This window comes from Dactylosporangium sp. CA-052675 (genome assembly GCF_050947935.1).
Lineage (GTDB): Bacteria > Actinomycetota > Actinomycetes > Mycobacteriales > Micromonosporaceae > Dactylosporangium.
In genome coordinates this window covers 2,110,680-2,136,770 of the sequence record NZ_CP192010.1, presented here as the reverse complement: position 1 = coordinate 2,136,770, position 26,091 = coordinate 2,110,680, and the positions used below count along the sequence as shown (strand labels likewise).

At 72.7% G+C, this 26,091-nt stretch carries 25 protein-coding genes and 1 pseudogene; 9 read left to right on the top strand and 17 right to left on the bottom strand.

What is annotated here, in order from left to right; all coding sequences use genetic code 11:
* Positions 1-127 precede the first annotated feature (127 nt).
* A complete protein-coding gene (locus ACQP1P_RS09625) occupies positions 128-637 on the bottom strand; it encodes a DUF1707 domain-containing protein (protein WP_433085114.1) in 510 nt (169 codons plus the stop codon).
* Between the two features lie 189 nt (positions 638-826).
* Here ACQP1P_RS09625 and ACQP1P_RS09620 point away from each other — a divergent pair, with 189 nt between their 5' ends.
* Both ACQP1P_RS09620 and ACQP1P_RS09615 read left to right on the top strand, forming a co-directional pair.
* Positions 827-2,167: a sensor histidine kinase gene (locus tag ACQP1P_RS09620; RefSeq protein ID WP_433085112.1), complete on the top strand. Its 1,341-nt coding sequence runs from the start codon at positions 827-829 to the stop codon at positions 2,165-2,167.
* Positions 2,164-2,829, top strand: a complete 666-nt coding sequence (locus ACQP1P_RS09615) for a response regulator (protein WP_433085110.1) — start codon at positions 2,164-2,166, stop codon at positions 2,827-2,829. Before ACQP1P_RS09620 ends, ACQP1P_RS09615 begins: the two co-directional genes overlap by 4 nt.
* Here the strand turns inward: ACQP1P_RS09615 and ACQP1P_RS09610 are convergent, their stop codons facing one another.
* Together ACQP1P_RS09610 and ACQP1P_RS09605 are read right to left on the bottom strand one after the other, a co-directional pair.
* Positions 2,830-4,266 carry a GH1 family beta-glucosidase gene (locus tag ACQP1P_RS09610; RefSeq protein WP_433085108.1) on the bottom strand — a complete coding sequence of 479 codons (1,437 nt, stop codon included), beginning with the start codon at positions 4,264-4,266 and terminating at the stop codon, positions 2,830-2,832. It abuts the gene before it with no gap.
* Between the two features lie 153 nt (positions 4,267-4,419).
* A complete protein-coding gene (locus tag ACQP1P_RS09605; protein WP_433085106.1) occupies positions 4,420-4,626 on the bottom strand; it encodes a hypothetical protein in 207 nt (68 codons plus the stop codon).
* A gap of 148 nt (positions 4,627-4,774) precedes the next feature.
* Here ACQP1P_RS09605 and ACQP1P_RS09600 point away from each other — a divergent pair, with 148 nt between their 5' ends.
* Genes ACQP1P_RS09600 through ACQP1P_RS09590 form a run of 3 tightly spaced genes read left to right on the top strand, consistent with a single transcriptional unit; the run spans position 4,775 to position 7,160 of the window.
* Positions 4,775-5,743 (top strand): LLM class F420-dependent oxidoreductase, encoded by a 969-nt coding sequence (locus ACQP1P_RS09600; RefSeq protein WP_433089943.1) that lies wholly within the window; start codon positions 4,775-4,777, stop codon positions 5,741-5,743.
* Positions 5,740-6,528, top strand: a complete 789-nt coding sequence (locus ACQP1P_RS09595) for an SDR family oxidoreductase (protein ID WP_433085104.1) — start codon at positions 5,740-5,742, stop codon at positions 6,526-6,528. The genes ACQP1P_RS09600 and ACQP1P_RS09595 overlap by 4 nt, the downstream gene beginning before the upstream one ends.
* Positions 6,525-7,160: a nucleoside/nucleotide kinase family protein gene (locus tag ACQP1P_RS09590; protein ID WP_433085102.1), complete on the top strand. Its 636-nt coding sequence runs from the start codon at positions 6,525-6,527 to the stop codon at positions 7,158-7,160. The genes ACQP1P_RS09595 and ACQP1P_RS09590 overlap by 4 nt, the downstream gene beginning before the upstream one ends.
* Here ACQP1P_RS09590 and ACQP1P_RS09585 read toward each other — a convergent pair.
* Positions 7,150-7,524, bottom strand: a pseudogene (locus ACQP1P_RS09585) (amidohydrolase family protein); the annotation flags it as partial. The gene ACQP1P_RS09590 and the pseudogene ACQP1P_RS09585 sit on opposite strands and share 11 nt — an antisense overlap.
* Positions 7,525-7,714: 190 nt before the next feature.
* On the opposite strand from ACQP1P_RS09585, the gene ACQP1P_RS09580 reads away from it, so the two are divergent.
* Both ACQP1P_RS09580 and ACQP1P_RS09575 read left to right on the top strand, forming a co-directional pair.
* A complete protein-coding gene (locus tag ACQP1P_RS09580) occupies positions 7,715-8,317 on the top strand; it encodes a hypothetical protein (RefSeq protein ID WP_433085100.1) in 603 nt (200 codons plus the stop codon).
* A 197-nt stretch (positions 8,318-8,514) separates the two neighbouring features.
* Positions 8,515-9,681 (top strand): NAD(P)/FAD-dependent oxidoreductase, encoded by a 1,167-nt coding sequence (locus tag ACQP1P_RS09575; protein ID WP_433085098.1) that lies wholly within the window; start codon positions 8,515-8,517, stop codon positions 9,679-9,681.
* 75 nt (positions 9,682-9,756) lie between these two features.
* On the opposite strand, the gene ACQP1P_RS09570 is transcribed toward ACQP1P_RS09575, so the two are convergent.
* The 6 genes from ACQP1P_RS09570 to ACQP1P_RS09545 form a co-directional block, all read right to left on the bottom strand.
* Entirely contained in the window at positions 9,757-12,009 is a 2,253-nt protein-coding gene (locus tag ACQP1P_RS09570) for a S8 family serine peptidase (protein ID WP_433085096.1), read from the bottom strand.
* A gap of 77 nt (positions 12,010-12,086) precedes the next feature.
* Complete coding sequence (locus tag ACQP1P_RS09565) at positions 12,087-12,746, bottom strand: SRPBCC family protein (RefSeq protein ID WP_433085094.1); 660 nt, start codon at positions 12,744-12,746, stop codon at positions 12,087-12,089.
* 279 nt (positions 12,747-13,025) lie between these two features.
* Positions 13,026-13,271 carry a hypothetical protein gene (locus ACQP1P_RS09560; protein ID WP_433085092.1) on the bottom strand — a complete coding sequence of 82 codons (246 nt, stop codon included), beginning with the start codon at positions 13,269-13,271 and terminating at the stop codon, positions 13,026-13,028.
* A 102-nt stretch (positions 13,272-13,373) separates the two neighbouring features.
* On the bottom strand, positions 13,374-14,492 hold the full coding sequence (locus tag ACQP1P_RS09555; RefSeq protein ID WP_433085090.1) for an XdhC family protein: 1,119 nt from the start codon (positions 14,490-14,492) through the stop codon (positions 13,374-13,376).
* Complete coding sequence (locus tag ACQP1P_RS09550) at positions 14,485-14,847, bottom strand: hypothetical protein (protein WP_433085088.1); 363 nt, start codon at positions 14,845-14,847, stop codon at positions 14,485-14,487. The genes ACQP1P_RS09555 and ACQP1P_RS09550 overlap by 8 nt, the downstream gene beginning before the upstream one ends.
* A 299-nt stretch (positions 14,848-15,146) precedes the next feature.
* Positions 15,147-15,731: a nucleotidyltransferase family protein gene (locus ACQP1P_RS09545; RefSeq protein ID WP_433089941.1), complete on the bottom strand. Its 585-nt coding sequence runs from the start codon at positions 15,729-15,731 to the stop codon at positions 15,147-15,149.
* 74 nt (positions 15,732-15,805) lie between these two features.
* On the opposite strand from ACQP1P_RS09545, the gene ACQP1P_RS09540 reads away from it, so the two are divergent.
* The gene (locus ACQP1P_RS09540; RefSeq protein WP_433085086.1) at positions 15,806-16,303 is read left to right on the top strand and encodes an NUDIX domain-containing protein; all 498 of its coding nucleotides are present in this window, start codon (positions 15,806-15,808) and stop codon (positions 16,301-16,303) included.
* Between the two features lie 166 nt (positions 16,304-16,469).
* On the opposite strand, the gene ACQP1P_RS09535 is transcribed toward ACQP1P_RS09540, so the two are convergent.
* The 7 genes from ACQP1P_RS09535 to ACQP1P_RS09505 form a co-directional block, all read right to left on the bottom strand.
* Positions 16,470-18,155 (bottom strand): bifunctional 3'-5' exonuclease/DNA polymerase, encoded by a 1,686-nt coding sequence (locus ACQP1P_RS09535; RefSeq protein WP_433085084.1) that lies wholly within the window; start codon positions 18,153-18,155, stop codon positions 16,470-16,472.
* A gap of 64 nt (positions 18,156-18,219) precedes the next feature.
* Positions 18,220-19,026, bottom strand: a complete 807-nt coding sequence (locus ACQP1P_RS09530; protein ID WP_433089939.1) for a carbohydrate ABC transporter permease — start codon at positions 19,024-19,026, stop codon at positions 18,220-18,222.
* Positions 19,027-19,177: 151 nt separating this feature from the next.
* A complete protein-coding gene (locus ACQP1P_RS09525) occupies positions 19,178-20,119 on the bottom strand; it encodes a carbohydrate ABC transporter permease (RefSeq protein ID WP_433085082.1) in 942 nt (313 codons plus the stop codon).
* A gap of 30 nt (positions 20,120-20,149) precedes the next feature.
* A complete protein-coding gene (gene ngcE / locus ACQP1P_RS09520) occupies positions 20,150-21,553 on the bottom strand; it encodes an N-acetylglucosamine/diacetylchitobiose ABC transporter substrate-binding protein (RefSeq protein WP_433085080.1) in 1,404 nt (467 codons plus the stop codon).
* Positions 21,554-21,575: 22 nt separating this feature from the next.
* Complete coding sequence (locus tag ACQP1P_RS09515; RefSeq protein WP_433085078.1) at positions 21,576-22,328, bottom strand: sugar isomerase domain-containing protein; 753 nt, start codon at positions 22,326-22,328, stop codon at positions 21,576-21,578.
* A gap of 38 nt (positions 22,329-22,366) precedes the next feature.
* Positions 22,367-23,362, bottom strand: a complete 996-nt coding sequence (locus ACQP1P_RS09510; protein ID WP_350615339.1) for a MurR/RpiR family transcriptional regulator — start codon at positions 23,360-23,362, stop codon at positions 22,367-22,369.
* Between the two features lie 351 nt (positions 23,363-23,713).
* Complete coding sequence (locus tag ACQP1P_RS09505) at positions 23,714-24,982, bottom strand: aspartate aminotransferase family protein (protein ID WP_433085076.1); 1,269 nt, start codon at positions 24,980-24,982, stop codon at positions 23,714-23,716.
* Between the two features lie 53 nt (positions 24,983-25,035).
* Between ACQP1P_RS09505 and ACQP1P_RS09500 the strand changes: the two genes are divergently transcribed.
* Entirely contained in the window at positions 25,036-26,055 is a 1,020-nt protein-coding gene (locus ACQP1P_RS09500) for a coiled-coil domain-containing protein (protein WP_433085074.1), read from the top strand.
* Positions 26,056-26,091 lie beyond the last annotated feature (36 nt).

The following is a 26,091-nucleotide window of genomic DNA, read 5'->3' as shown; positions in this document are numbered from 1 at the left end:
TGGCGGTCCGACGCGGCCCCCACGGTCCGCGCCCCGGCCGGACCACCAATACGGTCAGCGGCTCCAGCCCTGCCGGCGGTCCGACGCGGCCCCCACGGCGCGCGCCCCGGCCGGACCACCGGCACGGTCAGCGGCTCCAGCCCTGCTGGCGGTCCGACGCGGCCCCCCACGGTCCGCGCCCCCAGTCCCCCCGGCCGTGCCCGTGGTGGCCCCACGGTCCCCGGCCGAAGCGCGGGTGGCCGCCGTACGCCCGCCAGCGCGCATGCCTGGCCAGGCCGAACACCATGAAGAAGAGCGGGATCGCCGGCCAGAAGAAGTGCGCGCCCGACAGCGCCCACAGCCCGGTCAGCGCGGCCGCGACCACGGCGATGAAGCCCGCGTGGCCCCACAGGTGCCGGCGGCCGTCCCGCGCGAACTGCTCCTTCGCCTCCGGCGTCTCGTACAGCCCGCGCCGCCCCCCGTCGGGCAGGTCGGCGGTGATCGGCGGCAGCTCGTCGCGGAACTTCGTGGCGTACACCGCGGCGAGCCGCTCCTCCCCCTCCTCGAGCGTGAGCCGGCCCTCGGTCATGCCGGCCCGCACCATGTTGGCGTACTGTTCGCGCTCCTCGTCCGAGGCGCGCACCCTCTCGCCGGCCATGTTCCCGGCCCCCTTCCGTTGACGGACTCCAGCGTGCCGAACCGCGGCCGGGCGCGCGTCGCACCGGGGACGGCTCGTGCGGTACCGCCGGCGGCGCAGCCGGACCGGGAACGTACTCCCGCGGGAGTAGACGCCGCCGCGCCGGGAAGGCGATGCCGCAGGTGAACCGGCTCCACTACGGTTTGAGCTGTGAGCAGAGCGCACCGGGCGAACGAGCGGCGAGCGCGCTGGGCGAGCGGGCGGGCGCGGTGGGCGAGCGAGCAGGCGCAGTGGGCGAGCGAGCGAGCGCAGTGGGCGCACGAGCGGCGGGCCGAGCGCCTGGAGCGCAAGTTCAAGCGTTTCGAGGAGCGGATCGAGCGCCGCCGGGCGAACCGGTTCCGCGGCCCGCACGTCGTGCCGCTGGCGATCTTCCTCGCGCTCGTGCAGGTCTTCGGCACCCGCGCCGCCGCCTACGGCTCGACGGGGCATCCGCTGGACGAGACCGGGTACCTCCTGCTGATCGCCGGACCGGCGGCGCTGCTGCTGCGCAACCGGCTGCCGCTGTTCGCGCTGGCCGGTGCCCTCACGGCGACGGTCGCCTATTTCTCGCAGCTGTACCCGAACGGGCCGGGCTTCATCGCGGCGCTCGTGGCCGTGTTCTCCGCACTCAACGCCGGGTTCCGCTGGCTCACGTGGCTGTCGGTGATCGTGGCGTACACCAGCTTCGTCGTGTTGGTGGTCCCGCACGCCTCCGTCGCGCGGCTCGTGGTCATCGGCGTGTGGTGCCTGATCATCTCCGTGTTCGGCGAGGCGGCGCGCGTGCGCGGGATGCGGTACAGCCAGATGGCCCGCGACCGCGCCCACCAGGAGGCCCTGGCCCGCGCCGAGGAGGAGCGGGCGCGCAAGGAGCAGCACCGCCGCCAGGCCAGCGACGAGCGCCTGCTGATCGCCCGTGAGCTGCACGACGTCATCGGTCACCACCTGTCCCTGATCAACGTGCAGGCCGGGGTGGGCCTGCACCTCATGGACGAGCAGCCCGAGCAGGCCCGCGCGGCGCTGAGCGCCATCAAGCACGCGAGCGCCGAGGCCCTGCGCGAGACCCGGGCCGTGCTGGCGGGCCTCAACCCCGGCGAGGCGGCCCCGCGCACGCCCGCGCCGGGCCTGGCCGACCTGGAGCGCCTGGCCGGCGAGGCCCGGGGCGCCGGGCTGCCGGTCACCCTCGACACCGTCGGCACCGCGCGTGCGCTGCCGCCGCAGGTCGACCGGGCGGCGTACCGCATCGTGCAGGAGGCCCTGACCAACGTGCGCCGGCACGCGGGCCCGGACGCGTCGGCGACGGTGGTCGTCGCCTACGCCCCGCGCGAGCTGACGCTGACCGTGACCGACGACGGGCCGGGCGGCGCGGCGCCGGCCGGCGAGGGCGGCAACGGCATCGCGGGCATGCGCCACCGGGCGGCGACCTTCGGCGGCTCGGTCGAGGCCGGCCCGCGCGAGGGCGGCGGCTTCGAGGTGCGCGCCACCATTCCCCTGAGCGACGAGGAGACGACGTGATCAAGGTGCTGCTCGCCGACGACCAGGCCCTGGTGCGGGCCGGCTTCCGGGCGCTGCTCGACGCGCAGGCCGACATCGAGGTCGTGGGCGAGGCCGCGGACGGCGCCGAGGCCGTGCGGCTGACCGCCCGGACCCGGCCCGACGTGGTGCTGATGGACATCCGCATGCCGGTGCTGGACGGGCTGGAGGCGACCCGCCGCATCGCCGCCGACGCGGACCTCGCCGACGTGCGCATCGTCATCCTGACCACGTTCGACCTGGACGAGTACGTCTTCGAGGCGCTGCGGGTGGGCGCGAGCGGGTTCCTGGTGAAGGACACCGAGCCGGTGGACCTCCTGCGCGGCGTGCGCGCGGTCGCGGGCGGCGACGCCCTGCTCTCCCCCGGCGTGACCCGCCGGCTGATCGAGGAGTTCGCCAGCCGCTCCCGGGCGCCGGTGGCCCCGATGTCGCTGGACACCCTGACCGACCGCGAGCGCGAGGTCATGGCGCTGGTCGGCGCCGGACTGTCCAACGAGGACATCGCCGCGAAGCTGTACGTGAGCCCGGCGACGGCGAAGACCCACGTGAGCCGGGCGATGATCAAGCTCGGCGCCCGGGACCGCGCCCAGCTGGTCGTCTTCGCCTACGAGGCCGGCCTGGTCCGCCCGGGCTGGCTGGGCTGATCAGGCGTCCGGGCCGTTCCTCGCGATCACGCCGCGGTACCACTCGGCGCTGGCCTTGCGCCGCCGGTCCCGGGTGTCCTGGTCGACCCGGATGAGCCCCCAGCGCTGCGAGTAGCCCTCGGCCCACTCGAAGTTGTCCAGCAGCGACCACACGTGGAACCCCTGCAGCCGCACGCCGGCCTGGATGGCCCGGTGCGCGGCCGCGAAGTGCTCGCGCAGGAAGGCGATGCGGTCGTCGTCGCGCACGTCGTTCGTGCTCGGCATGCCGTTCTCGGTGATCGTGAGCGGGATGTCGCCGTAGTCGCGCTTGATGCGGGTCAGCAGGTCGAAGAGGCCGTCGGGGTACACCTCCAGCCAGCTCGCCTGGGTCGTCGGGTGCTTCGTGACCCGGCCGCCCTGCGCCGTGACGAACGCCGGGTTGTAGTACTGCACCGCGAGCAGGTCCGAGCGCTCCCCGATGACGGCCTCGTCGCCGGGCCGGACCGCCGCGCGCACCGGCGCGTTCGCCGGCTGCCCGTCGAGCCATCCGTCGGGGTACTTCCCGAGCAGCACGGGGTCGAGCCAGCGCCGGTTCTCCTCGACGTCGAGCGCCGCCGCCTGCCGGGCCGCGCCGGGCGAGCCGTCCGCGGGGTACACCGGCGACAGGTTGAGGGCCGCGCCGATCGCCCCCTTGCGCCCGGTGGCGCGCAGCGCCCGCACCGCGAGGCCGTGCGCGAGCAGCAGGTGGTGCCCGGCGACGTCGGCGGCCCGGCGGTCCTTCCGGCCCGGGGCGTGGACGCCGGTGGTGTACCCGAGCGACACCACCGTCTTGGGCTCGTTCAGCGTCAGCCAGGTCGCCACCTTGTCGCCGAGGGAGTAGAACATCTGCTGCGCGTAGTCGGCGAACCACTGCGCACAGTCCCGCTGCTCCCAGCCACCCTTGTCCTGCAGCGCCTGCGGCGTGTCCCAGTGGAACAGCGTGGCCACCGGCACGATCCCGCGCGCGAGCAGCCCGTCGACGAGGCGGTGGTAGAAGTCGAGGCCCTTGGCGTTGAGCGCGCCCCGGCCCTGCGGCAGCACCCGCGACCAGGAGATCGAGAACCGGTAGCTCTTGAGCCCCAGGTCCCGCATGAGGTCGAGGTCCTCGTAGACGCGGTGGTAGTGGTCCGCGGCCACGTCGCCGGTGTCGCCGCCGCGGGTGTGCCCGGCCTGGTGGCTGAACGTGTCCCAGACGGACGGCCCGCGCCCGTCCTCGGCCGCGGCCCCCTCGACCTGGTACGCCGACGTGGACGCGCCCCAGGCGAACCCGGCCGGGAAGACCAGGCCGGCGGCGCCGGGCTTCGGCGGCGGGGTGCCCGTGGCGCCCGAAGGTGCCGGCTGTGCCGGCTCCTCCGGGGGCGAGCAGGCGGTCGCGGCCGCCCCGGCGGCGGCGAGGGTCAGCACGTGGCGCCGTCGCATCCCCAAGACGGTAAGCGGTCCGCGCCAGTGCCCCGGACACCCGGTGCCCGGGGTACCGAATGCCCGGGTCGCCAATGCCCGGGTCCCTGATGCCCCGGATACGACGAAACGGCCGCCCCCGTGGGGGAGCGGCCGTCGTGAACCGGGCGCTGGTCAGTCGGCGAGCGCGACGATGCCCTGCGCCCAGCGGAAGTACTTGTTCGTGCCCAGGTCGCGGACGGTCTTGATGTTGAAGGCGGCCTGCAGCTTCTCGGCGTCGCCCTCGCTCACCCCGGCGATCACGGTGACGGGGGCGTCGGCGAGCTCCTGCGCGCTCTTGCCTTCCCACTCCTTCATGAGCTTCTTTTCCAGACCAAGCATGGTGTGCTCCTTCGCTCGATGAAACCCGCGCCAGGCTACGTCGCGTGCCTACCGGCTGCAACGTGTGAGGTGACGGAGTTGTACGCCGTTGTGCTTGCCACATCGGCCGTTTCGCGGAGATGATCGGCGCATGAACAGCCAATGGGGGCTGACGATCCCGTTGACCGGGATGCCGCTGCCCGATCACGCTGCGTTGCTCGCCACGCTACCGGATCTCGGGTTCACGGACGTCTGGTCGTCCGAGGTCAACGGCGCCGACGCGTTCACCCCCTTGGCGCTCGCCTCCGCCTGGTCGCCCCGCCTGCGGCTGGGGACCGCGATCGTGCCCGTCTTCACCCGCGGGCCCGGCCTGCTCGCCATGCAGGCGGCCACCCTCGCCGAGGCCGCGCCCGGGCGGTTCGCGCTGGGCATCGGGGCGTCGTCGCCGGTCGTGGTCGGCGACTGGAACGCGGTCGAGTTCGACCGGCCGTTCGAGCGCAGCCGGGACCTCCTGCGGTTCCTGCGCCCGGCCCTCGCGGGCGAGGTCGTCGACGGGGCCTTCGACACGTTCACCGTGCGCCGGTTCCGGCTCGAACGGGCACCGGCGGTACCGCCGAAACTGCTCCTGGCGGGTCTTCGCGGGCGCATGCTGCGCCTGGCGGCGGCCGAGGCCGACGGTGCGGTCCTCAACTGGCTGTCGGTGCGGGACGTGGCGAAGGCGCGGGCCGAGCTGGCGGGCGCGCCTGAGGGTTTCGAGGTGGCGGCGCGCATCTTCGTGTGCCCGACCGCCGACGCCGCCGAGGCGCGCGCGACCGCGCGGCGGCTGATCGCGGCGTATCTGACGGTGCCCGCGTACGCGGCGTTCCACCGCTGGCTCGGGCGCGGCGAGGTGCTCAAGCCGATGTGGGACGCGTGGGCGACCGGCGACCGCAAGGGCGCGCTCGCCGCGATCCCGGACGAGGTGGTGGACGAGCTGATCGTGCACGGCTCGCCCGCGCAGTGCCGGGCCCACGTCGAGCGCTACGCGGCCGCGGGCGTCACCACCCCGGTGATCGCGCTGCTGCCGACGCGGGAACTGGCCGCCGGGGGCGCAGCCGCGCTCCTGGACACGTTGCGGGAACTGGGGGCGCGGACATGAAGGTGGACGGGAAGGTCGTGGTCATCACCGGCGCGGCCGGTGGGATCGGGGCCGCGCTCGCCCGGCGGTTCGCCGCGGAGCAGGCGGCCGCGCTGGTGCTCGCCGACCTCGACGGGGCGGCCGCGTCGGCGCTCGCCGCGTCGCTGCCCGGCGAGGCGGTCGGGGTCGAGGCCGACGTGACCAGCGAGGAGCAGATCGCCGAGCTCGTCGGGGAGACGCTCGGGCGCTTCGACCGCATCGACCTGTTCTGCGCGAACGCGGGCATCATCACCGGCGCCGGGCTGGAGGCGTCCGCCGAGACGTGGGCGCGGACGTGGGCCGTGAACGTCATGTCGCACGTGTACTCGGCCCGCGCCGTCCTGCCGTCGATGCTCGAACGCGGCCGCGGGTACCTGCTGCACACCTGCTCGGCCGCGGGCCTGCTGACCGCCGTCGGCGACGCGCCCTACTCGGTGACCAAGCACGCGGCGGTGTCGTTCGCGGAGTGGCTGTCGATCATGTACGGCGACCGGGGCGTGAAGGTCAGCGCGCTGTGCCCGCAGGGGGTGGACACGCCGATGCTGCGCGACGGTCTCGGCCAGGGCCACATCGGCGCGAAGGTGACCGCGGCCGGCGGGGCGGTGCTGTCCGCCGAGTCCGTCGCCGACTCCGTCGTCGCCGGGCTGGACGCGGAGAAGTTCCTGATCCTGCCGCACCCGGAGGTCGCCAAGTACTACCTGCACCGCGCCGGGGACACCGACCGCTGGCTCAACGGCATGCGCGGTCTGCGCGACAGCCTCGCATGAGGCAGCCGGACGTGCTGCGGCCGGCCCTGGAGGTGGTCGCGCCCTTCGTGCGGGGCCGTGCGGGGCGCACCATCATCGGCATCTGCGGGCCGCCCGCCGCCGGCAAGTCCACGCTGTCCTCGGCGCTGTCGGGCGCGCTGAACGTCCACGAGGGACTGTCCAGTGTGGCCGTACCGATGGACGGCTTCCACCTGTCCAATGTGGAGCTCGACCGCCTCGGCCTGGCCGACCGCAAGGGCGCGCCGGAGACGTTCGACGCGGCCGGGTTCGTGCACCTGCTGCGCCGCCTGCGCGCCGGCGAGGAGCTCGTCTACGCGCCGAGCTACAGCCGCACCCTGCACGAGTCGATCGGCGGCGTCATCCCCGTCCCCGCCGCCGTGCGCGCGATCGTCGTGGAGGGCAACTACCTGCTGCTCGACCACGGCCCGTGGGCGTCGGTGCGGGGGCTCATCGACCTCGTGCTCTACCTCGACGCGCCGGACCAGGTGCGCCAGGAGTCGCTGGTGCGCCGGCAGCTGGCCAAGGGCCTCGACCTGCCCGAGGCCGAGGACTGGGTGCGGCGCAGCGACGAGCGCAACGCCGCGGTGATCGCCGGCACCCGTGACCGGGCCGACCTCATCCTCACCCGCTGACGTCGCCGACACCGGCGTCCCCGGCACCGGCGTCCGCGACACCGGGGAACAGGCGGGCGGCGTTGTCCCAGCAGACCGCGGCGAGCCAGTCCTCGCCGAGCCCGAGCCGTTCGAGCGACTCGAGCTGGTGGCCGTACGGGTACGGGATGTTGGGGAAGTCGCTGCCGAGCAGCACCCGCCCGGCGAGCCCCAGCTCCCGCACCCGCGGCAGCAGCGGCGCGGGCGGGCCGCCGAAGAAGTCGGTGAAGACCATCGTGGTGTCCAGGTGTACCGCCCGGTGCCGCTCGGCCAGCCCGAGGAACCCCTCGTACTCCGGCGCCCCCATGTGCGCGACGATCGCGACGAGCCCGGGATGGCGCCGCAGGCGCCCGACGAGCGGGCCGGCCTCGTCGAAGTACGCCCACACCTTGCGCAGCATCCGCTCCGGCAGGAAGTGCGTGTGCACGTCGAACAGCGCTCGCGTCACGGCTCGAAGTCTATGACCGCCCGCCGCCGAGCACGGCCGAGCGGGGTGGCGGGGGTTTAGCCGGACGGCGAGCAGGCATCATGGGTCCGTGACGCACGAGACGCGACGTTCGCTGCACGGGCTGGCCGAGCTGGTCCTCGCCGGGCCGCAGTACCGGGCCAGCGGGACCATCCGGCTGCGGATCGCCGGCGGCGGGTTCGCCACCGTGGCCGCGCCCGACCTGCGGGTGACCGCCGACGCGCTGCTGGTCGGCGGCGAGCGGCGGGTGGCGCTGGCCGGGCGCACGCTCGGCGAGATCGCCGCCGAGGCGGGGGTCGAGCCCGGGGCGCCGGCGGGCCTGTATCCGGACGGGTCCGGCGCGGCCCCGCACGACCGGGTCGTCGTCGACCGGGCCGAGGAGATCCTGGCCGCGTTCGTCGCCGGCGACGCGGCGCTGCGGGCGCTGAGCGCGCAGGCCACGCCGGTGCTGTGGCCGGAGCACTTCGACCTCGGCATCTCGCTCGACGAGGTGAACTACGGGGTGTCGGCCGGGGACTCGGCGATCGGGGAGCCGTACGCGTACGTCGGCCCGTGGCGGGCGCGGGCCGGGGACTTCTGGAACATGCCGTTCGGGGCCGCGCATCCGGTGCGGGAGCTGCCGGATCTGGGGGCGTTCTTCGAGGAGGGGCGCCGCCGGGCCGCCGAGGGCTAGGCCTTCGGCGATCGGGACCGGCAGCCGAGGAGCTGGTGGCCGGCTCCGAGTCCGATGGCGCCGCAAGCCGTGACATCGGCAACGTCCTGCGGCAGCAGTACCGCGCAGATCGCAGGACGTCTATCTTGCCGTGCAACTTTCCTCTGATCAGCAAGGTCGTGATCCAAATGTCGCCATAGTTGAGGAACAATTGCCCGGTGGATCGTGTGACTGTCTGGGACGATCGGCGCAGCGCGGACGAGCGCGCCCTGCTCGCCCCCGGCCGCCCGCCGGACCTGGACCGCAGCCCCGACGTCCTGGTGGTCGGCGGCGGCGCGATCGGGCTGGCCGCCGCCGTGTTCGCCCGCCGCGCGGGCCTCGGGCGCGTGGTGCTGATCGAGCGCGCCCCGCGGCTCGCCCCGGGCGCCTCCTCCGGCAACGGCGGCGCGATCGCCCCCGACATGCACGTGCTCACCGACGAGCCGCGGTTCGTGGCGTTCGGGCGTCAGAGCCGGCAGCTGTACCGTGACCTCGACGCCGAATGGCAGGGCGCGCTCGGCATCCGCACGACCCGCTGGCTCGACATCCGCCCGGCCGGGACGGTCCCGGACCCCGGCGACCCGGCCCTGCGGGTGCTCGGCGACGACGAGGTGCGGGCGCTGGAGCCCGACGTGCGCCTCCCGGACGGCGCCGCCGCGCTGCTCGCCGAGGACCAGCTCGCCGTCGACCCGCTCCGGCTCGCCGCCGCGCTCGCCGCCCGGGCCGGCCAGGTGGTCACCGGCGTCGGCCTGCTCGGCGTCTCGGTGCGCGGCGACCGCGTCGCCACCGTGCACACCACGGCCGGCGACCTCACCCCGGGCGCGCTGATCGTGGCCACCGGGCTCGTCCCGCCGCCGTGGCATCAGGGCGTCCCGCAGCGCTGGGTGAAGGGCCACATGCTCGCCATCGCCCCCGGCCCGTGGCGCCTCGGCAGTGTCCTGGCCGGCCCCTACGGTGGCGGCACCCCGCTGCCGGGCGGCGGCATCGTCTGCGGCGGCACCTTCGACGAGGGCGACCGCAGCGCCGACGTCCGGCCCGAGGTCAGCGACCCGATGGCGAAGGCGCTGGCCACGCTGCTGCCGGCCGCCGACGGGGCGCGCATCAGCCACCGCTGGTGCTGCTTCCGCCCGCGGATCGAGCAGCGCCAGCCCGTCGTGGACCGGCTGCCCGGCGTCGCCAACGCGTGGTTCGCCGGCGGCCACTTCACCACCGGCATCATGATGGCCCCGGCGACGGGCGCGGCGCTGGCCGACTGGGTCGGCTCGGGCCGCACGCCCGCCGGGGTCGAGACGTTCACGCTCCCCCGGGCGCCGCACCCGTGGCCGACCCTGGGGCCCACGCACTGAACCAGCACGGTGGCCCGCGCCGGAGCACGGGCCACCGTGGACGTTCACGTCACAGGGTCTGTCGCATTGCCGCGGTCACGCGGTCAGGTCGACGTACGTCGACCACCCGCCGGCGTAGTACTTGTAGTACGTGTGCCCGTCCTGGGCCAGGGTGTACGCCTCGGTGGTGCCGAACCGCGGGTTGTACAGCACCGACGGGCTGCCGGTGTTGCTGCCGCCGAGGTTGTTCCAGCCCGACCAGCCGCCGAGGTAGTACACGTACCGCAGCTCGCCGCCGGTCGTGTGCACGTAGACCTCGGTGGTGCCCGAGGACCGGTTGTAGACCACGCCCGGGTCCTGGTCGAGGCTGCCGCCGAGGCCGGTCCAGCCGCTCCAGCCGCCGAGGTAGTAGACGTAGGACAGCTGGTTGCCCGACGTGCGCAGATACACCTCGGTCGTGCCGTACTTCGGGTTGTAGAGCACCGCCGGCGTGCCCTGCACCGAACCGCCCAGGCCCGTCCAGCCCGACCAGCCGCCGAGGTAGTAGACGTAGGCCAGGCCGCTGCCGGTCACCACGTAGGCCTCCGTGGTCCCGAACTTCGGGTTGTAGAGCACCCCGGGGTCGCCGGTGAGCGTCCCGCCCAGATCCGTCCAGCCCGACCAGCCGCCGGCGTAGTACACGTAGGCCAGCGAGTTCGTGGAGGTGCGGGCGTACACCTCGGTCGTGCCGAACTTCGGGTTGTAGATGACCGCCGGGTTCCCCGCGAGGCTGCCGCCGAGGTCGATCCACGGGGACCAGGCGCTGGAGAAGTAGCGGTAGCCGAGGTGGTTGTTCGACAGCCGCGCGTACACCTCGGTCGTGCCGAACCTCGGGTTGTACAGCACCGCCGGGTCGCCCTGGATCGTGCCGCCGAGGTCCATCCAGCCCGACCAGTCCGCGGACCAGTACGCGTACATGAGCTTGTTCGAGTCCGCCGAGCGCGCGTACACCTCGGTCGTGCCGAACTTCGGGTTGTACAGGCTCTGCGGCTTGCCCACCGGACGCACCGGGTCGCTCTGGCGGACGAACAGCAGGCGGTTCGGCGTGCCGTTGCGGGCGTACGCCGGGTACGACGACAGGTTCAGCACGCCGACCGAGGAGCCCTGCACCAGCGCGTTGCGCACCTGGGTCGGGCTGTAGTCCTGATGGGCCTGCAGGATCAGCGCGGCCGCGCCCGTGACGTGCGGCGAGGCCATCGAGGTGCCGTCCAGCGACTTGGTCGCCGAGTCGCTGTCCTTCCAGTCCGAGGTGATGCCGACGCCGGGCGCGTAGAGGTCCACGCAGGGGCCGTAGTCGGACCACGACACCGGCTTGTCCTCGATCGTCGACGCGCCGACCACGATCGCCTCGGCGACGTTGCCGGGCGAGTTGTCGCAGGCGTTGGTCGGGTTGCCGTTCTCGTCGCCGTTGCCGGCCGCGACCGACCAGGTCAGCCCGGAGCCGATGGAGCGCTTCAGGGCCGCGTCGAGCACGATCGTCGGGCTGTCGGAGCCGAGGCTCATGTTGACCACGGCCGGGTGCTGCGCGTGCGCGGTGATCCAGTCGATGCCGCCGACGACCTCGGACAGGTAGCCGTTGCCGCTGCAGTCGAGCACGCGCACGGCCTTCAGCGTGACCTGCTTCGCCACGCCGTAGGTGGTGCCGCCGATCGTGCCGGCGACGTGCGTGCCGTGGCCGTCGCAGTCGTTGGCGTTGTTCGGGTCGTTGCTGTTGTTCGCGTTGTCCGGGTTGTAGTAGTAGTTCGTCACCCGGTCGACGAAGTTGTGCCCGTAGCCGGCCCGGCCGCCGAAGTCGTTGTGCGAGATGCGGATGCCGGAGTCCAGGACGTACGCGGTGATGTCCGGGGCCGCGTTCGGATACGTGTACGTGCTGTCGCCGGCGTTCGCGTGCGTGTCGATGCGGTCCAGCCCCCACGGCGGCGAGGGCTGGGTCGCGTCGGCGTGCAGCATGATGTTCTTCTCGACGCTGAGCACGCCCGCGTCGGCCGCGATCTGCCGGGCCTTGGTCTCGTCGATGTTGTCGATCGCGAAGCCGCGCACGGCCGTGCTGTACTGCTCGCGGACGTCGCCCCCGACCCGCTGCGCGATCTTGCCGGCGGCGTCCGCGACCGCCGCCTTCGCCTGCCCGGCGCTCTGCGCGCCCGGCGGCGTCTTCAGCATGACCACGTATCCGTTGGACTCCCCCGCCGCGGCCGCGTTGAACACGGTTCCCATGGGGGGCGCGGCGTTCGCCGGCAACCCCGCCGCGATCACGCCGGCCGCCGCGACAGCCAGGGCGCCGAGGCGGCGCCGTCTTCCGATGCCGATCATCCGCCATCACCTTTGGTCATCAGACAGTAACTCAAAGTCACCTTATCGGATGCACCGCCGGTGTGGATCAAGACCGCTCAGCGGCGGCGGATCCACCAGATGACGCCGAGCACCACCGCGAAACTCGTCGCCGCCGTCACCACGTACGGCACCGCGCGCCGCACCAGCGTGCCCACGCCCGGCACGGCGAGCGGGTCGACCGGCTCCGCGTCGGGCCGCACCGGCGCCATGGGCTCCCCCGCGCGGGCGTCGCCGACGCCCACGATCGGCGAGGCGGCGGACCGCGCGGGCCGCCCGGCGGACGGCTCCTTCGCGGCCAGGCAGTCCGCGAACCGGCGGATCAGCCGCTCGCCGGCGTCGCCGACGAGCCCGGGGTCGACCTGCGCGGCCGCGCCCGTGAGCTCGAGGCCGGTCGACACGTGCACCCGGGTCCCGTCACCCTCCGCGACCAGGGCCGCGGTCACCGTGGCCCGGGCCGTGCCCCCGTCGCCGTCGGTCCCGGACGCGCTGATCACCACGCGCCGGGCGGCCTCGTCGCGCTCGACGAACGTCCCGGACCCCGTGAACGTCAGGCCGGCCGGGCCGATCCCGACCTCGACGGTGCCGGTGAAGTCGTCGCCCTCGGCCGCGGTGAGCGTCGCGCCGGGCACGCAGGGCGCGATCCGCTCGATGTGGGACAGCGCCGCCCAGGCCCGCTCGACCGGGACGGGCACGGTGAAGGTGTTCTCCAGTTGCACGGGCCCTACCTCCATAGGTCGACGGCCCGGCCGAGTCAGGCGGGCCATCTCGACGGTAGTCACCCTGGAGGCGGAGCGCCCGGTGGACCACCCCCTGCGGCGGGTGACCCGTGCGGGTGGCGCTCTCTCCGGCCGGGCACGGTTCGCGGTCGCCGCGGTTCACGATCGCCGCGGTTCATGATCGCCGCGGTTCACGATCGCCGCGGTTCGCGGTCGCCGACGCGGCGCGGTAAGCACGCCGTCGATCGGCGCGGTGGCGGCGGTAGTGCCGGTGCGCGGCTAGCGCTCCGCCGCCGGCACGACCAGGGGACGCTCGGCGGCGTCCAGTGCGGCGAGCATCTCCAGCTCGGCGCGGTAGCCGGCGCGGTCGAGGTCGCCGTTGAGCAGGCGCGCGGCGGCGGCGCGCTCGGCGCCGGCCAGGCGGCGGTGCGGGCGGCCGGGGGCGGCGGCCTTGTGCAGGTGGCGGGCGATCAGCAGCACGTAGACGCCGGCGATCACCGCGGCGGCGAGCATGGTCGCGAGCATTCGCAGGACGATACGGGGGCCGGCCCGGGCTCCGGTACCGGCTCTGCGGACCGAATCCGTTGCACCCCTCGGCGGCAACCCGGCGGCAACCGGACGATCGGCTCAGACCGTGTCGTGGTGGATACGGCCCGAGGTGGTGGTGAGCCGCGCTCCTCCGCCGCCCCAGCGCCCGGCGATGATCTCGGCCGCGATGCTCACCGCGGTCTCCTCCGGCGTACGCGCGCCCAGGTCCAGGCCGATCGGCGACGAGAGCCGCGCGAGCTCGGCCGCGCTCACCCCGGCCTCCCGCAGGCGGGCCAAGCGGTCCTCGTGGGTGCGGCGGGAACCCATGGCGCCCACGTACGCGAACTCGCGGCGCAGCGCGACCCGCAGCACCGGCACGTCGAACTTCGGATCGTGGGTGAGCACGCACACGACCGTGCGGCCGTCGAGGCGGCCGGCGTCGATCTCGCTCTGGAGGTACCGATGCGGCCAGTCGACGATCACCTCGTCCGCCCCCGGGAAGCGCTTCGAGGTCGCGAAGACCGGCCGGGCGTCACAGACCGTCACGTGGTAGCCCAGGAAGCCGCCGATCCGCGCGACGGAGGCCGCGAAGTCGATCGCGCCGAAGACGAGCATGCGCGCGGGCGGGGCGAACGAGGCCACGAACACCGTCAGGCCCTCGCCGCGGCGCTCGCCGTCGGGGCCGTAGTGCAGGGTGCCGGTGCGCCCGGCCGCGAGCAGCCCGCGCGCGTCGTCGGTGACCGCGGCGTCCAGGCGCGCCGAGCCGAGGGTGCCGTCGCACGACTCCGGCCAGACGACGAGCCGCCGGCCGATGCGCGACGGGGGACCCTCCACGATGGACACCACGGCGACCGGGTCGCGCCGCCCGATCGCGTGCGCCACGCGCTCCAGCTCCGGGAACCGCGTGCGGTCGACGGGCTCGACGAGCAGCTCGATGGTGCCGCCACAGGTGAGTCCCACGGCGAAGGCCTCGTCGTCGCTGACCCCGTACCGCTGGACGACCGGCACACCGGACCCGGCCACCTCCCGGGCGAGCTCGTAGACCGCGGCCTCGACGCAGCCGCCGGAGACGCTGCCGACCGCGGTGCCGTCGGGCCCGGCGAGCATCGTCGCGCCGGGCGGGCGGGGCGAGCTGTGCCAGGTGCGCACCACGGTGGCCATGCCGACCGGCTCGCCCGAGCGCCACCAGCCCAGCAGATCGTCGAGCACCTCACGCACGGCGGGCCTCCAGGGCCCACGGCCGCCGCTCCAGCGCCGCGACCGCCCGGCCCGCGACGAGGGCGCGGGAACGACGGCGAACGGCGACGAGAGCGCGCGAACCACGGCGAACGGCGACGAGGACGCGGGAACGACGGCGAACGGCGACGGGGGCGCGGACGTGCGGGCGGGCGGCGACGAGAGCCCAGACCGAAGAGCGAGCGGCGACGAGAGTCCAGACCCACAAGCCAGCGGCCGGGCGGCGACGGTGCGGGCGCAGCGCGAGGAAGCCCGCCGTCGCGGGCCCCTCTTCGGTCAGGTGACCCACGTCGGCCAGGCGCGCCGCGGAAGCGGCCGGCGAGGCGAAGTCCGGCACGCCCCAACTATGCCCCTCCGCCCCGCCGGGCGGGAGCCAATCGCGTCCGGAACCGCCGATCCGTCACGTGGGGTGACAGAGCGACCACGGTCACGGAAACAGCGGCACGCAGCGAGCCCGGCGAAGGGCGCGCCGCGGGACGGAGGGGCTCACCGCGGGGCCAGGTCCGGCCGGCCGGTGAGGTGCGGCCGTGGCGCAGGGCGCTGGAGGAGCAGTGCGCGGCCGAGCTGGCGCCGCCGGCGCTGGTCGAGCCGGTGGGGGGACGCTGCAGACCACGGCCAGGGCGGGCGACGAGGCGGTCACTCCTCCGCTTCGGCCGGCACGTCGAGGTCGGTGTCGTCGGCGATGTCCTCGCACGGCACGCCCTGGACCTGGTCCGCGTGGGCCACCAGGTAGGCCCGCGCGCCCACGTCCGCCGTGGCCAGGGTGGTCACGCCCGGCCAGTGGCCGCGGCCGAGGATCACCGGGTGGCCCCGCTTGCCCTTGTACGTCGCGGTCAGCAGAACGCCGGGGCCGGACGGGGCCGCGTCCAGCAGGCGGGCCACCGCGTCCGGGCCGATGCCGGGGGTGTCGACGAGCAGGACCATCACGGCCTCGGCGTCGGTCTCCGCCAGGGCGGCCAGCCCGACGCGCAGGGACGAGCCCATGCCGCTCTTCCACGCCGGGTTGTCCAGCAGCGTCACGTCGCCCAGGGACGCCTCGGCGCGGACCCGGGCGGACTCGGCGCCCAGGACGACCCAGATGCGTGTGCAGCCGCCGTCGCGAAGGGTGGCGACGGCGCGTTCGACCAGCAGGTGGCCGTCCTCGTGGCGCACGAGGGCCTTGGGACCGCCATACCGGCGGCCACCACCTGCGGCGAGTACGAGTCCGGCAATCGCGCTCAGCGGGCTCTCCTACGTCCGACGGTTTCAGCACCGACTCGGATCAGATTAGTACGCGCTCGATAGGCTCCATGCTCATGGCCCTCCATGATCACTGTTCGTACTGCGGCGCCGCCTATCCGCAAGGGGCGCCCTGGCCGCGGGTCTGTGCCGCGTGCGGCGAGACCACCTGGCGCAATCCGCTGCCGGTCGCGGTGACGCTGCTGCCCGTCGACACCGACCAGGGGCGCGGCATCGTGGTGGTACGCCGCGACATCGAGCCGATGCGCGGCGAGCTCGCGCTGCCGGGCGGGTTCATCGAGGTCGGCGAGACCTGGCAGGAGGCGGCCGTGCGCGAGCTGCGCGAGGAGACCACGATCCTCGCGGACGCGGCCGACGTGCGGCTGTTCGACGTGCACAGCGTGCCGAGCGGGAACCTCATCGTCTTCGGGCTGCTGCCGCCGCGCCCCCTCGCCGACCTGCCCGCCTCGACGCGGACGGAGGAGTCGCTCGGCTTCGAGATCTCCGTCGGCCCGCGGCCGCTGTGCTTCTCCACCCACACCGACATGCTGGCCGCCTACTTCGCGGCGAAGTAGCGGTCGACGACCGACACGTGCGGGGGAACACGTCCGGGGAGGCATGCCGGCCGCCTACTTCGCGGCGAAGTAGCGGTCGACGATCGACAGCTACTGGGTAACACCGTCCGGAGGGAGGCACGCCGGTGCGGGGGAAGACGTCCGGAGGGGGAGGCATGCCGGCCGCCTACTTCGCGTCGAAGTAGCAGTCGACGATCGACACGTCCAAGGGGAACCGCACCTCGGTGTCGCCGAACAGCAGGCGCCGGGCCTCCTCCCCCGCGGTGTGCACGGCGGCCGAGACCGCCTCGGCCTCCTCGCGCGGGCAGTGCACGATGACCTCGTCGTGCTGGAAGAACACCAGCTCCGCCCGGCGCCCGGCGAGCGCCGCGCGGAGCCGGGCCAGCAGCACGAGGGCCCACTCGGCGGCGGTGCCCTGGATGACGAAGTTGCGCGTGAACCGGCCCCGGGCCCGGCCCCTGGCCCCGCCGCGGGACTCGACCTCGGCCCCGGGCTCGTCGAACCCCTCCCGCCAGGTCACCGACGCCGGCGGGCAGGTGCGGCCGAGCCAGGTGCGCACCAGTCCCCCGGCCTCGCCGGTGCGGGCCGCCTCCTCCACGAGGTCCCACGCCACCGGGTAGAAGCGGCGCAGGGCGGCGAGCGCGGGCGCGGCGCTGCCGCCGGTCTGGCCGTACATCGCGCCGAGCAGCGCGAGCTTGCCCTTCGTCCGGTCGCCGCCGAACGCCTCGGCGGCCAGCGCCGCGTAGAGGTCCCCGGCCGCGCCCGCGCGGGCCAGGCGCCGGTCGCCGGAGACGGCGGCGAGGACCCGCGGCTCGAGCTGGCCGGCGTCGGCGACCACGAACGTCCAGCCGGGGTCGGCGACCACGGCCCGGCGCACGGTCTTGGGGATCTGCAGGGCGCCGCCGCCGCGGGTCGCCCAGCGGCCGGAGACGACGCCGCCCGGGATGTACTCGGCGCGGAACCGCCCGCCCGTGACCCACTGCTCGAGCCAGCTCCACCCGTGCGCCGTCCAGAGGCGATAGAGCTCCTTGTACTCCAGCAGGATCGGCACCGCCGGATGCTCGACGTGCTCCAGCTCCCACTTGCGGGTGCTGCGCAGCATGATGCCGACCCGGGCGAAGGCGCGCAGCAGCTCGGCCGGGGAGTCGGGGTGGACGCGCTGGCCGAGGGCCTCGTTGAGGCGCACGCCGAGCTCGGCCAGGCGCGCGGGCGGGCCGCCGACCGGGGAGGGCGGGCCGAGCAGCTCGCGCAGCAGGGTGTCGTGGACGTCGGCGCGCCAGGGCAGCCCGGCCAGGCCCATCTCGACGGCGACGAGGGCGCCCGCGGACTCGGCGGCGATCAGGGTGCGCATGCCGCCCGCCCGGGGCGCGAGGGGGTGCGCGGAGTCGAGCTCCGGCAGCGCCTCGACCCGGCGTCGTTGCGCCCGGTAGACGACCGTCAGCTCTTCCAGCGGTACCGCCGCCGCGTCGAAGGCGTCGAAGAGCGAATCCTGCGACAGTCCGGGTGGCTCGGCCGCCCGCGCCGGCGGGTCGGGCGGCACCGGCCGTCCCGCCAGGCGGGCGCTCGCCGCGGCGAGCGTTCGGGGCTGGCCCCAGGCGCCCTCCGCGCCGAGCAGGAGCGCCTCGGCGAGCTCGAGATCGTGGCAGCGCTCGACGCGCACGCCCGCGCGCACCAGGCGCGGGTAGATCTCGGCGGTGGATGCCCAGAGCCAGCGGGGGCGATCGCGTGACTCGACTCGAGCGACCGCCCCCGCCAGGTCCTGGACGTGCTGCTCGGCGCCGGTGGGCGTGCCGTCGTCGGCCAGCGGCCGCAGGAGGCCGCCGGTGCCGGAGGGCGAGAGCGCGACGAGCATCCGGTCATTACATCGCACGGCCCCGGCACTGCTCGTGCAAGCACCGGGGCCGCGCGGGCTGGGGTTACTTGGAGATGCCGCCGGTGAGGCCGGCCTGCACCTGCCGCTGGAACGCGATGTAGACGATGAGCACGGGCAGCATGGCCATCGTGAGGCCGGCGAACAGGCCCGACCAGTCGGACTTGTAGCCCTGCTGCACCGACAGGCTGATCAGGCCCTGGGCCAGCACCTCGTGGACCTTGCCGGCGCCGGTGGTGTCCTGCATGAGCACGGTCGGCAGGTACCACTGGTTCCACTGGCCCAGCACGTTGAAGATGCCGATCGAGATCAGGCCCGGCTTGGCCATCGGCAGCATCACGCGGAAGAACAGCGTGCTGTGCGAGGCCCCGTCCACCAGCGCCGCCTCGGCGACCGAGGTCGGCAGCGTGCGGAAGAACGAGTGCATGAAGAAGATCGTGAACGACAACGACCAGGCGACGTACACGAGGATGAGCATGAACCGGGAGTTCAGGCCGAGCAGCGGGAACGACACGCCGGAGTTGAAGACGCCCTTGTACAGCGGCACGACGGCGAGGTACACCGGCAGCGTCAGGCCCGACAGGAACAGGAAGTAGATCGCCCGGTTGCCCGGGAACTCGTAGCGGGCCAGCACGTAGGCGGCCATCGAGCCCAGCAGCATCGTGAGGATCACGCCGCCGCCGACGACGATCACGGTGTTGAAGAAGAACTCGCCCAGCCCGCCCTTGGTCCACGCGCGGGAGAAGTTGTCCCACTGCAGCGCGTGCGGGTTCAGGGAGAGCGGCTCCTTGATGATGTACTTGTCCTCCTTGAAGGACGAGATCACCACCCACAGGATCGGGTAGACGACCATCACGGCCCACACGATCAGGAACAGGTGGGAGAAGCCTCCGAACACCTTGTCGCCGATCTTGGCCGGCTCCGCAGCGGCCTTCGGTACCGCGCGGCGCGAACCACCGCCGCCGGAGGCCGTGCGCCTGTCGTTCACCACCACGTCAGCCATGTCAGAACTCGATTCGTTCGCGGCGGGTGATCCGCAGCTGGAGGGCGGCGATCAGCATCGTGAAGATGGCGAGCGCGACACCGAGGGCGCACGCGTAACCGAACTGACCGCGGTTGAAGGCGGTGAACTGAATCACCGAGGCGAAGATCTCGGAGGCGTGGTCGGGGCCGCCCTGGCTGGGGGTCATGACGTAGACCAAGGCGAACATGTCCAGGGCGGTGATGCCCAGGTAGACCCAGGCGACCGAGATGTTGTCGCGCAGCAGCGGCAGGGTGATCCGCATGAAGGTGTGCACCCGGCCGGCGCCGTCGAGCAGCGCCGCCTCGTAGATGTCCTTCGGGATGCCCTGCATGGCGGCGGAGAACAGCACCATGTAGAAGCCGACGCCGCTCCAGACCGCGATGAGCAGCAGCCACCAGAGCACGGCGGGGATGCCGAGGATCGGGGTGGGGTCGGCGACGAACAGGTTGGGGTGCTGGGGGTCGAGCAGACCGAACTTGATGAGCAGGCCGTTGAGCAGGCCCTGGTCGTCGGTGCGGTAGATCTGCTGCCACATGACCGCGATGAGGACCAGCGACAGCACCTGCGGGAAGAAGAAGATGACCTTGTAGACGCTGGACCCGAACACACCCCGGATGCCGGCCTTGTCTCCGCGTCCGCCCACATTGAGCAGGAACGCGAAGAACAAGGCCAGCGCGATCGTGAACAGCGGCACGGTGACGAGGAAGAACACGTTGTGCCAGAAGGCCTTGTGCACAAGCTCGTCCTTGAACAGCCGGACGTAGTTGTCCACGCCGACGAAGTTCTGCTTGTCCGAGTAGCCGCCCCAGTCGGTGAACGAGTACCCCACCGCCTGGGCGAACGGCCACACCACGTAGAACGCGAAGAGCAGTACCGGAAGGGCGAGGAAGCCCGTCACGAACCGCGCTTTACCGTGCCGCATGATCAGTCACTACCTAACCGGGAAACGGGGTCAGTTGGTGCGGGTCTGCTTCTTGATGTTCGGGTCCTTGGCGATCTTGTCGGCGGCCGCCTGCATCTTGCTCACGAACCCGGCGGCGTCGACGCGGCCGGCCATGAGGTCCTCGCAGAGGTTCTCGCTCTCCTTGCCGTAGTCGGCGTAGAAGTCCGGGAAGCGGAAGGAGATCAGGTCGGCGGGCGCGCTCTTCATGAGCGTGTTCGCGCTCGCCAGCGCCGAGTCGTCCACCTTGTCGCCCGAGCCCTTGACCGACGCCAGGGACTTGGTCAGCGAGGCGAAGGCGCCCGCGCCCTCGTTGGACAGCATCGCGCGCAGGTACTCCTTCGCGCCGGCCGCGTTCTCGGCCTTGGCCGGGACGACCCAGTCCTCGCCGGCACCGGCGAAGACCGCGCCGGGCGCCTTCGCGCCGGCCACGTCCCAGTAGTTCGACAGCGTCAGCTTGAAGTCCGGCGGCAGGGTCTTGGCCATCTCGTTCTTGTACCAGGTGCCGACCTGGATGAAGGCGGCCTTGCCGTCGAGGTGCGCCTGCTGCGACTGGGTGTGGTTGAGGCCCTGGCTACCGGCCAGGATCAGCTGGTCCTTGACCATCTTCTCGATGTTCTGCAGGCCCTCGAGGATGCCCGCGGCCTTCCAGGCGTCCGGCTTGAGGTTGTCGATGTCGACGACGGCCTGCTTGCCGGCCGCGTTCCACACGGTGGCCATGACGTGCCAGCGCGGGTAGTAGCCGTGCACGCCGTCGTAGACGAACGGCGCGATGCCGGCGGCCTTGATCTTCGGGGCGAGGGTGAAGAACTCGTCCCAGGTCTTCGGCGCGGTCCAGCTGTTCTTCTCGAACAGGGCGGCGTTGTACCACATGCCCCACACCGTGTAGGCGTACTTGAGCGTGTAGAACTTGCCGTTGTAGGTGCCGTCGTTGATCGTGCCCGGCAGCAGCGAGTCACGGATCTTGCCGGAGCCGTCCCAGGTCGGGGCGTCGAGCAGGTCGTCCAGCGGCTGGATCGCGTTCTCGTTGATCAGCGTGCTGGTGTCCATGATGTCGGCACCCGAGTTGTTGATCAGGTCGCTCGGAGTGGTAGCCATCTTCGGCTGCTCCTGCGTCTTGATCTTCTGGGTGGCGCTCTGGTTCACCGTGACGTTGGCGTGCTTCGCGTTGAAGATCTGCACGTCCTTCTTCGCGTAGTCGGTGCCCAGACCACCGTCGAAGACGACGACCTTGACGGTGCTGCCGTCCTTGACGCCGAACGGGTTGTCGGCCGACTTGGTCCCGGTGTCGCTGCCCTTGTCGGACGAGGCGTCCGAGCCGGCGCAGGCGGAGAGCAGCCCGGCGGCGGGGGTGGCGAGCAGGCCCGCCGCAGCCGCGCGCCGCAGGACGGTACGACGAGTCAGTTCATTGGACATTAGGGGGTCTCCTCGGTTCGGGTCAGGCGGTTCGCCGGACACGCCCGGCGTACCGCGACTCGAGGGTGTGGTTGTGCTCGTCCCCGCCGGGGACGTTTGCGGACAGGTAGACGGGAGCCACCTCGCCCGCAGCCTCGATGCGTCGCACGACCTCGGCGACCACCAGCTGCGCGAGCAGCGCGTTGGTGACCGATGAGACCGGGCAGACCGCGCCGCCGCTATCCAGCGACAGCAGTGCGTCGCCGTACGGCGCGCCGTTGTCCAGCACGACGTCGGCAATGTCGGCGAGCCGCTGGCCCGAGGGGTGCCTGGGGGACACCCGGACGGTGTGCTCGACCGATGTGATGGCGATCAACTTGTGCCCGCGCTGCTTGATCAGCAGCGCCATTTCGACGATCCCCCCGTTGATCCCCGACTGCGAGGCCATCACGAACACGTCCTCGGGACGCGGCGCGGCGATCTCGTAGAGCCGGGCCGCGATCTTCGGATCGCGCTCCAGCTTCTCGTTCTCGAGGATCCTCGGGTCCTCCCCGCCGTAGACGACGAGGTCCCGCAGGAGGATCTTGTTCGTCGGCACGAGGCCTCCGGCGCGGCCGGCGAAATCCACCGCCACCGCCTCGGAGTGTCCCGTGCCGAACGCCTGGAGGAGGCCGCCGGCGCGCAGCGAGTCGGCGATGTGCTCCGCCGCCGTGCTGACATTGTCGGCCTGGGTGGAGGCGATCCGGTCGATGACCGACTGGATCGCGGAGACGTAACCGTGAGCGGTGACGGCCATCCCGTCGCCCTTTCCCGCGCGAGCGTCCTGGAGTGTGGTCACGACGCTTCCTTTCCGGAGGCCGACCGATGGCCGGCGACCGCCTGGGCCGTGACGGAGAACGCTGCGTGGGCGCGCTCGTGGGTGCGCTGGGCGACCGCGATGTACAGCAGGTCGAGCACCACGAGCTGCGGGTGCCGGGCCGAGAGGGCGTCCGGCCGGAAGGTGGTCGCCTGCGTCGCGGTGAGCAGGACGATGTCGGCGACCTCGGCCAGCGGCGAGCGCGGGAAGCTGGTCAGCGCGATCGTCGTCGCGCCCCGGCTGCTCGCCTCGGCGATCATCTCGATCGTCTCGCGGGTCTGGCCGCTGTGCGAGACGCCGAGGGCCACGTCGCCGCCCTTGAGCAGCGCCGCGCTGGCCAGGCCGTTGTGCACGTCGGTCCAGGCCCAGGCGGCGATGCCGATGCGGTGCAGGCAGAACTGCATCTCCCCGCCGACCAGCGCGCTGCCGCTCGCGCCGTAGATGTCGACCCGGTCGGCGCGGGCGATGGCGTCCGCGGCCCGCTCGACCTCGCCGAGGTCCAGCAGGGAGGCGGTGTCGTGCATCGCCTGGGTGTCGGCGGCCATGATCTGGCCGAGCACCCGCTCCAGCGGGTCGGTCGGCTGGATCTCGCGGCCGATGTCCATCGTCCAGCCGCCGGTGCGGGCGGCCCGGCCGGTCTCGCCGGCGATGGCCAGCCGCAGGTCGGCGTAGCCGACGAAGCCCAGTGCCCGGCAGAAGCGGGTCACGGTGGCGGGCGAGGTCCCGGAGCGCTCGGCGAGCTCGACGATGGTCGAGCGGGCCGCGGCGGCGGGGTCGGCGAGGATCAGCTCGGCCACGCGCTGCAGGGCCCCGGTGAGCTCGGGGAGCCCGGCGCGGACGCGGACCAGGACGCTCTCGCCGTTGCCGCCGGCGGCGAATCCGTCGACCGGGGCGGGCGAGGTCGGAGCGGATGCCGGCGGCGAGGCACTGACGGCGGTCGGCACCACCGTCGTGAGCTCCTCGCGAGACACCATCGCGCTCCCTTTCAGCAAGGTTCCTTAACTGTTAGTGGTAAAAGTTCTTACTGAGGCCCCCTTCTTGTCAAGGAGTTGGGCGAAGTTTTCAAACTGTTACCTGCGAAGTGGATCTTAAAGGGACCTAAAAGACCAGCTCAGGATAGATCTCGATCTTGAGAAGCGGGCGCCCGGCGCTCGCCCCAGCAGACCATCCGCGACCGCCCCGCGGGCACCGGCCGGCCGGATTTACGCCCGATTTGTTACGTGGCCCGGTCGGCCCGAATCTGCCGGTTTTCAGGGAAAAGGCCGAACCAGCCCGCTTGGGATGGTTCGGCCCGACCGAGAAACTTCAGCTTGACCTGGGCGTTCTCAGACCGCAACGCTTCCGTGCTCGACCAGAGCCCTGGTCAGAATTTCCAAACCTTCGCGCGCGTCGGCCTCGGTGAGGTTCAGCGGCGGGCCCATCCGGATCACGGTGCCGTAGAGGCCACCTTTGCCGACCAGCAGCCCGTCGCGCTTGCAGGACTCGAAGACCGCCGCCGTCGCCGCCGCGCTGGTCAGCTCGATGCCGATCATGAGCCCCTTGCCCCGCACCTCGGCCACGATCGGGCTGTCGATCGCGCGCAGGCCGTCGAGCAGGAGCGCTCCCATGCGCGCCGCGTTGGCCTGCAGGTCGTGGTCGAGGATGTAGTCGAGCACCGCGTTGCCGGCCGCCGTGGAGATCGGGTTGCCGCCGAAGGTCGAGAACGAGATCCCCTGCACCGACTCGAGCACCTCCGCGCGCCCGACGACGCCGGCCAGGGCGAAGCCGTTGCCGATGCCCTTGGCGAACGTGAGCAGGTCGGGCGTGACGCCGTGGGCCTGGTAGCCCCAGAAGTGCTCGCCGGTGCGCCCCCAGCCGGTCTGCACCTCGTCCGAGATCAGCAGGATCCCGTGCTCGTCGAGGACCCGCTGCCAGACGGCCATGAGCTTGTCCGGCCCGTGCGTGAACCCGCCGACGCCCTGGATCGGCTCGGCGATGAGGCAGGCGACCGGGCCGGCGGTCGTGGTCGCGAGCACCTCGCGGAGGTCCTCCTCGGCCGCCTCGAGGTACCGCTCGTCGCTCATCCCCCGCAGCAGCCCCCGCAGCCGGTCGCCGGAGTGCAGGTAGCTCACGTTGTACGGGCTGTACGCCGACGCCGACCAGGCCCGGTTGCCGGTCACCGCGATCGTCGCCGCCGTGCGGCCGTGGTAGCTGTTGCGCACGGCCAGGATGCTGTTGCTGCCGCGGGTGTTCGTCGCGACCTGCAGCGCCGCCTCGTTCGCCTCGGTGCCGGAGTTGGTGAAGAAGACCCGCGCGTCGGGGATGCCGGAGAGCCGGGCGATCTTCTCGGCCAGCTCGACCTGCTGGCGGATCAGGTACAGCGTGGAGGTGTGCACCAGGCCGGTCGCCAGTTGCCGCTCGACCGCCTCGCGCACCTCCGGCAGGTCGTAGCCGAGCGAGTTGGTGAGGACCCCGCCGAAGAAGTCGAGATATGTTGTTCCATTACTGTCCGTGACGCGAGAACCCTTGCCGGTGACGAGTTCGATGGGCTCGTCGTAGTACACGGGCATCCAGCCGGGCATGACCCGCCGGTGCCGGGTGAGGAGGTCGTCCATGGGGTCCATTCTCGCGCTGGCGTTTTCAGGCCGCTTCGATATGCTGTGCCGCGATGTCGACGGCACCGAGACGGCTCCTCACGCTCCTGGTCACCGCGCTGGTGCTGGTGACCACGTTCGGTAGCGCCGCACTGGCGGAACCGACACCCGGCGCGGACGAGGACGGCGGCCAGAACCTCACCGTGCGTCAGGCCCTGGACAAGGCGACGGCCGAGTACAACGACGCCAAGGGCCGGCTGGACAAGTCCACGGCCGACCAGGCCGCCATCGGCGAGCAGATGGCCAAGACCCAGGCGCGCCTCGGCGAGCTGCAGGCGTCCGCGGGGACGATCGCCAACGCGGCGTACCGCGGCAACCGGGTCAGCATCGCCAACGTCGTCATCGGGGCCGACAACCCCGAGGACATGCTGCACAACATGGTCACCGTCGAGTACATGCTGCAGCGGGAGAACAAGCAGCTGCACGAGATCGCCGAGACCCAGCGCCAGCTCGAGCAGCAGCGCAAGGACGTCGACGCGGCCGTGGCCAACCAGCAGGCGCAGCTGAAGATCATGGAGGCCAACAAGAAGGCCGCCGAGGACGCGCTGCGCAAGGCCGGCGGCGGGGCGGACGTCAGCTCGGGCGCCCCGGCGGGCGGCAAGGTCACCACGAACCCGGTGGCGCGCAACTCCGACGGGTCCTACCCGAAGGAGGGCTGCACCGGCGACGATCCGACCACCTCCGGGTGCCAGTCGCCGCGCACGACGAACATGTACAACGAGGCCCGCAAGGCCGGGTTCACGCACTACACGTCGTGCTACCGCAGCGGCGGGGGCGGCGACCACCCGCTCGGCAAGGCGTGCGACTTCTCGGCGAACGCATCGACGTTCGTCAACGCGCGGGCGACCGGGGCGGACAAGACCTACGGCGACAACCTCGCCGCGTGGGCGCTGGCGAACGCGAAGAACCTCGGCATCAAGTACGTGATCTGGTACAAGCGGATCTGGCAGCCGAGCAGCGGCTGGAAGTCCTACGGCGGCGACGGCACCCCGGCCGGCGACCACTACAACCACGTGCACATCTCGATGCAGTAGCCACGCGCCGGGGCAGCCCGGTCAGCCGCGCAGCCC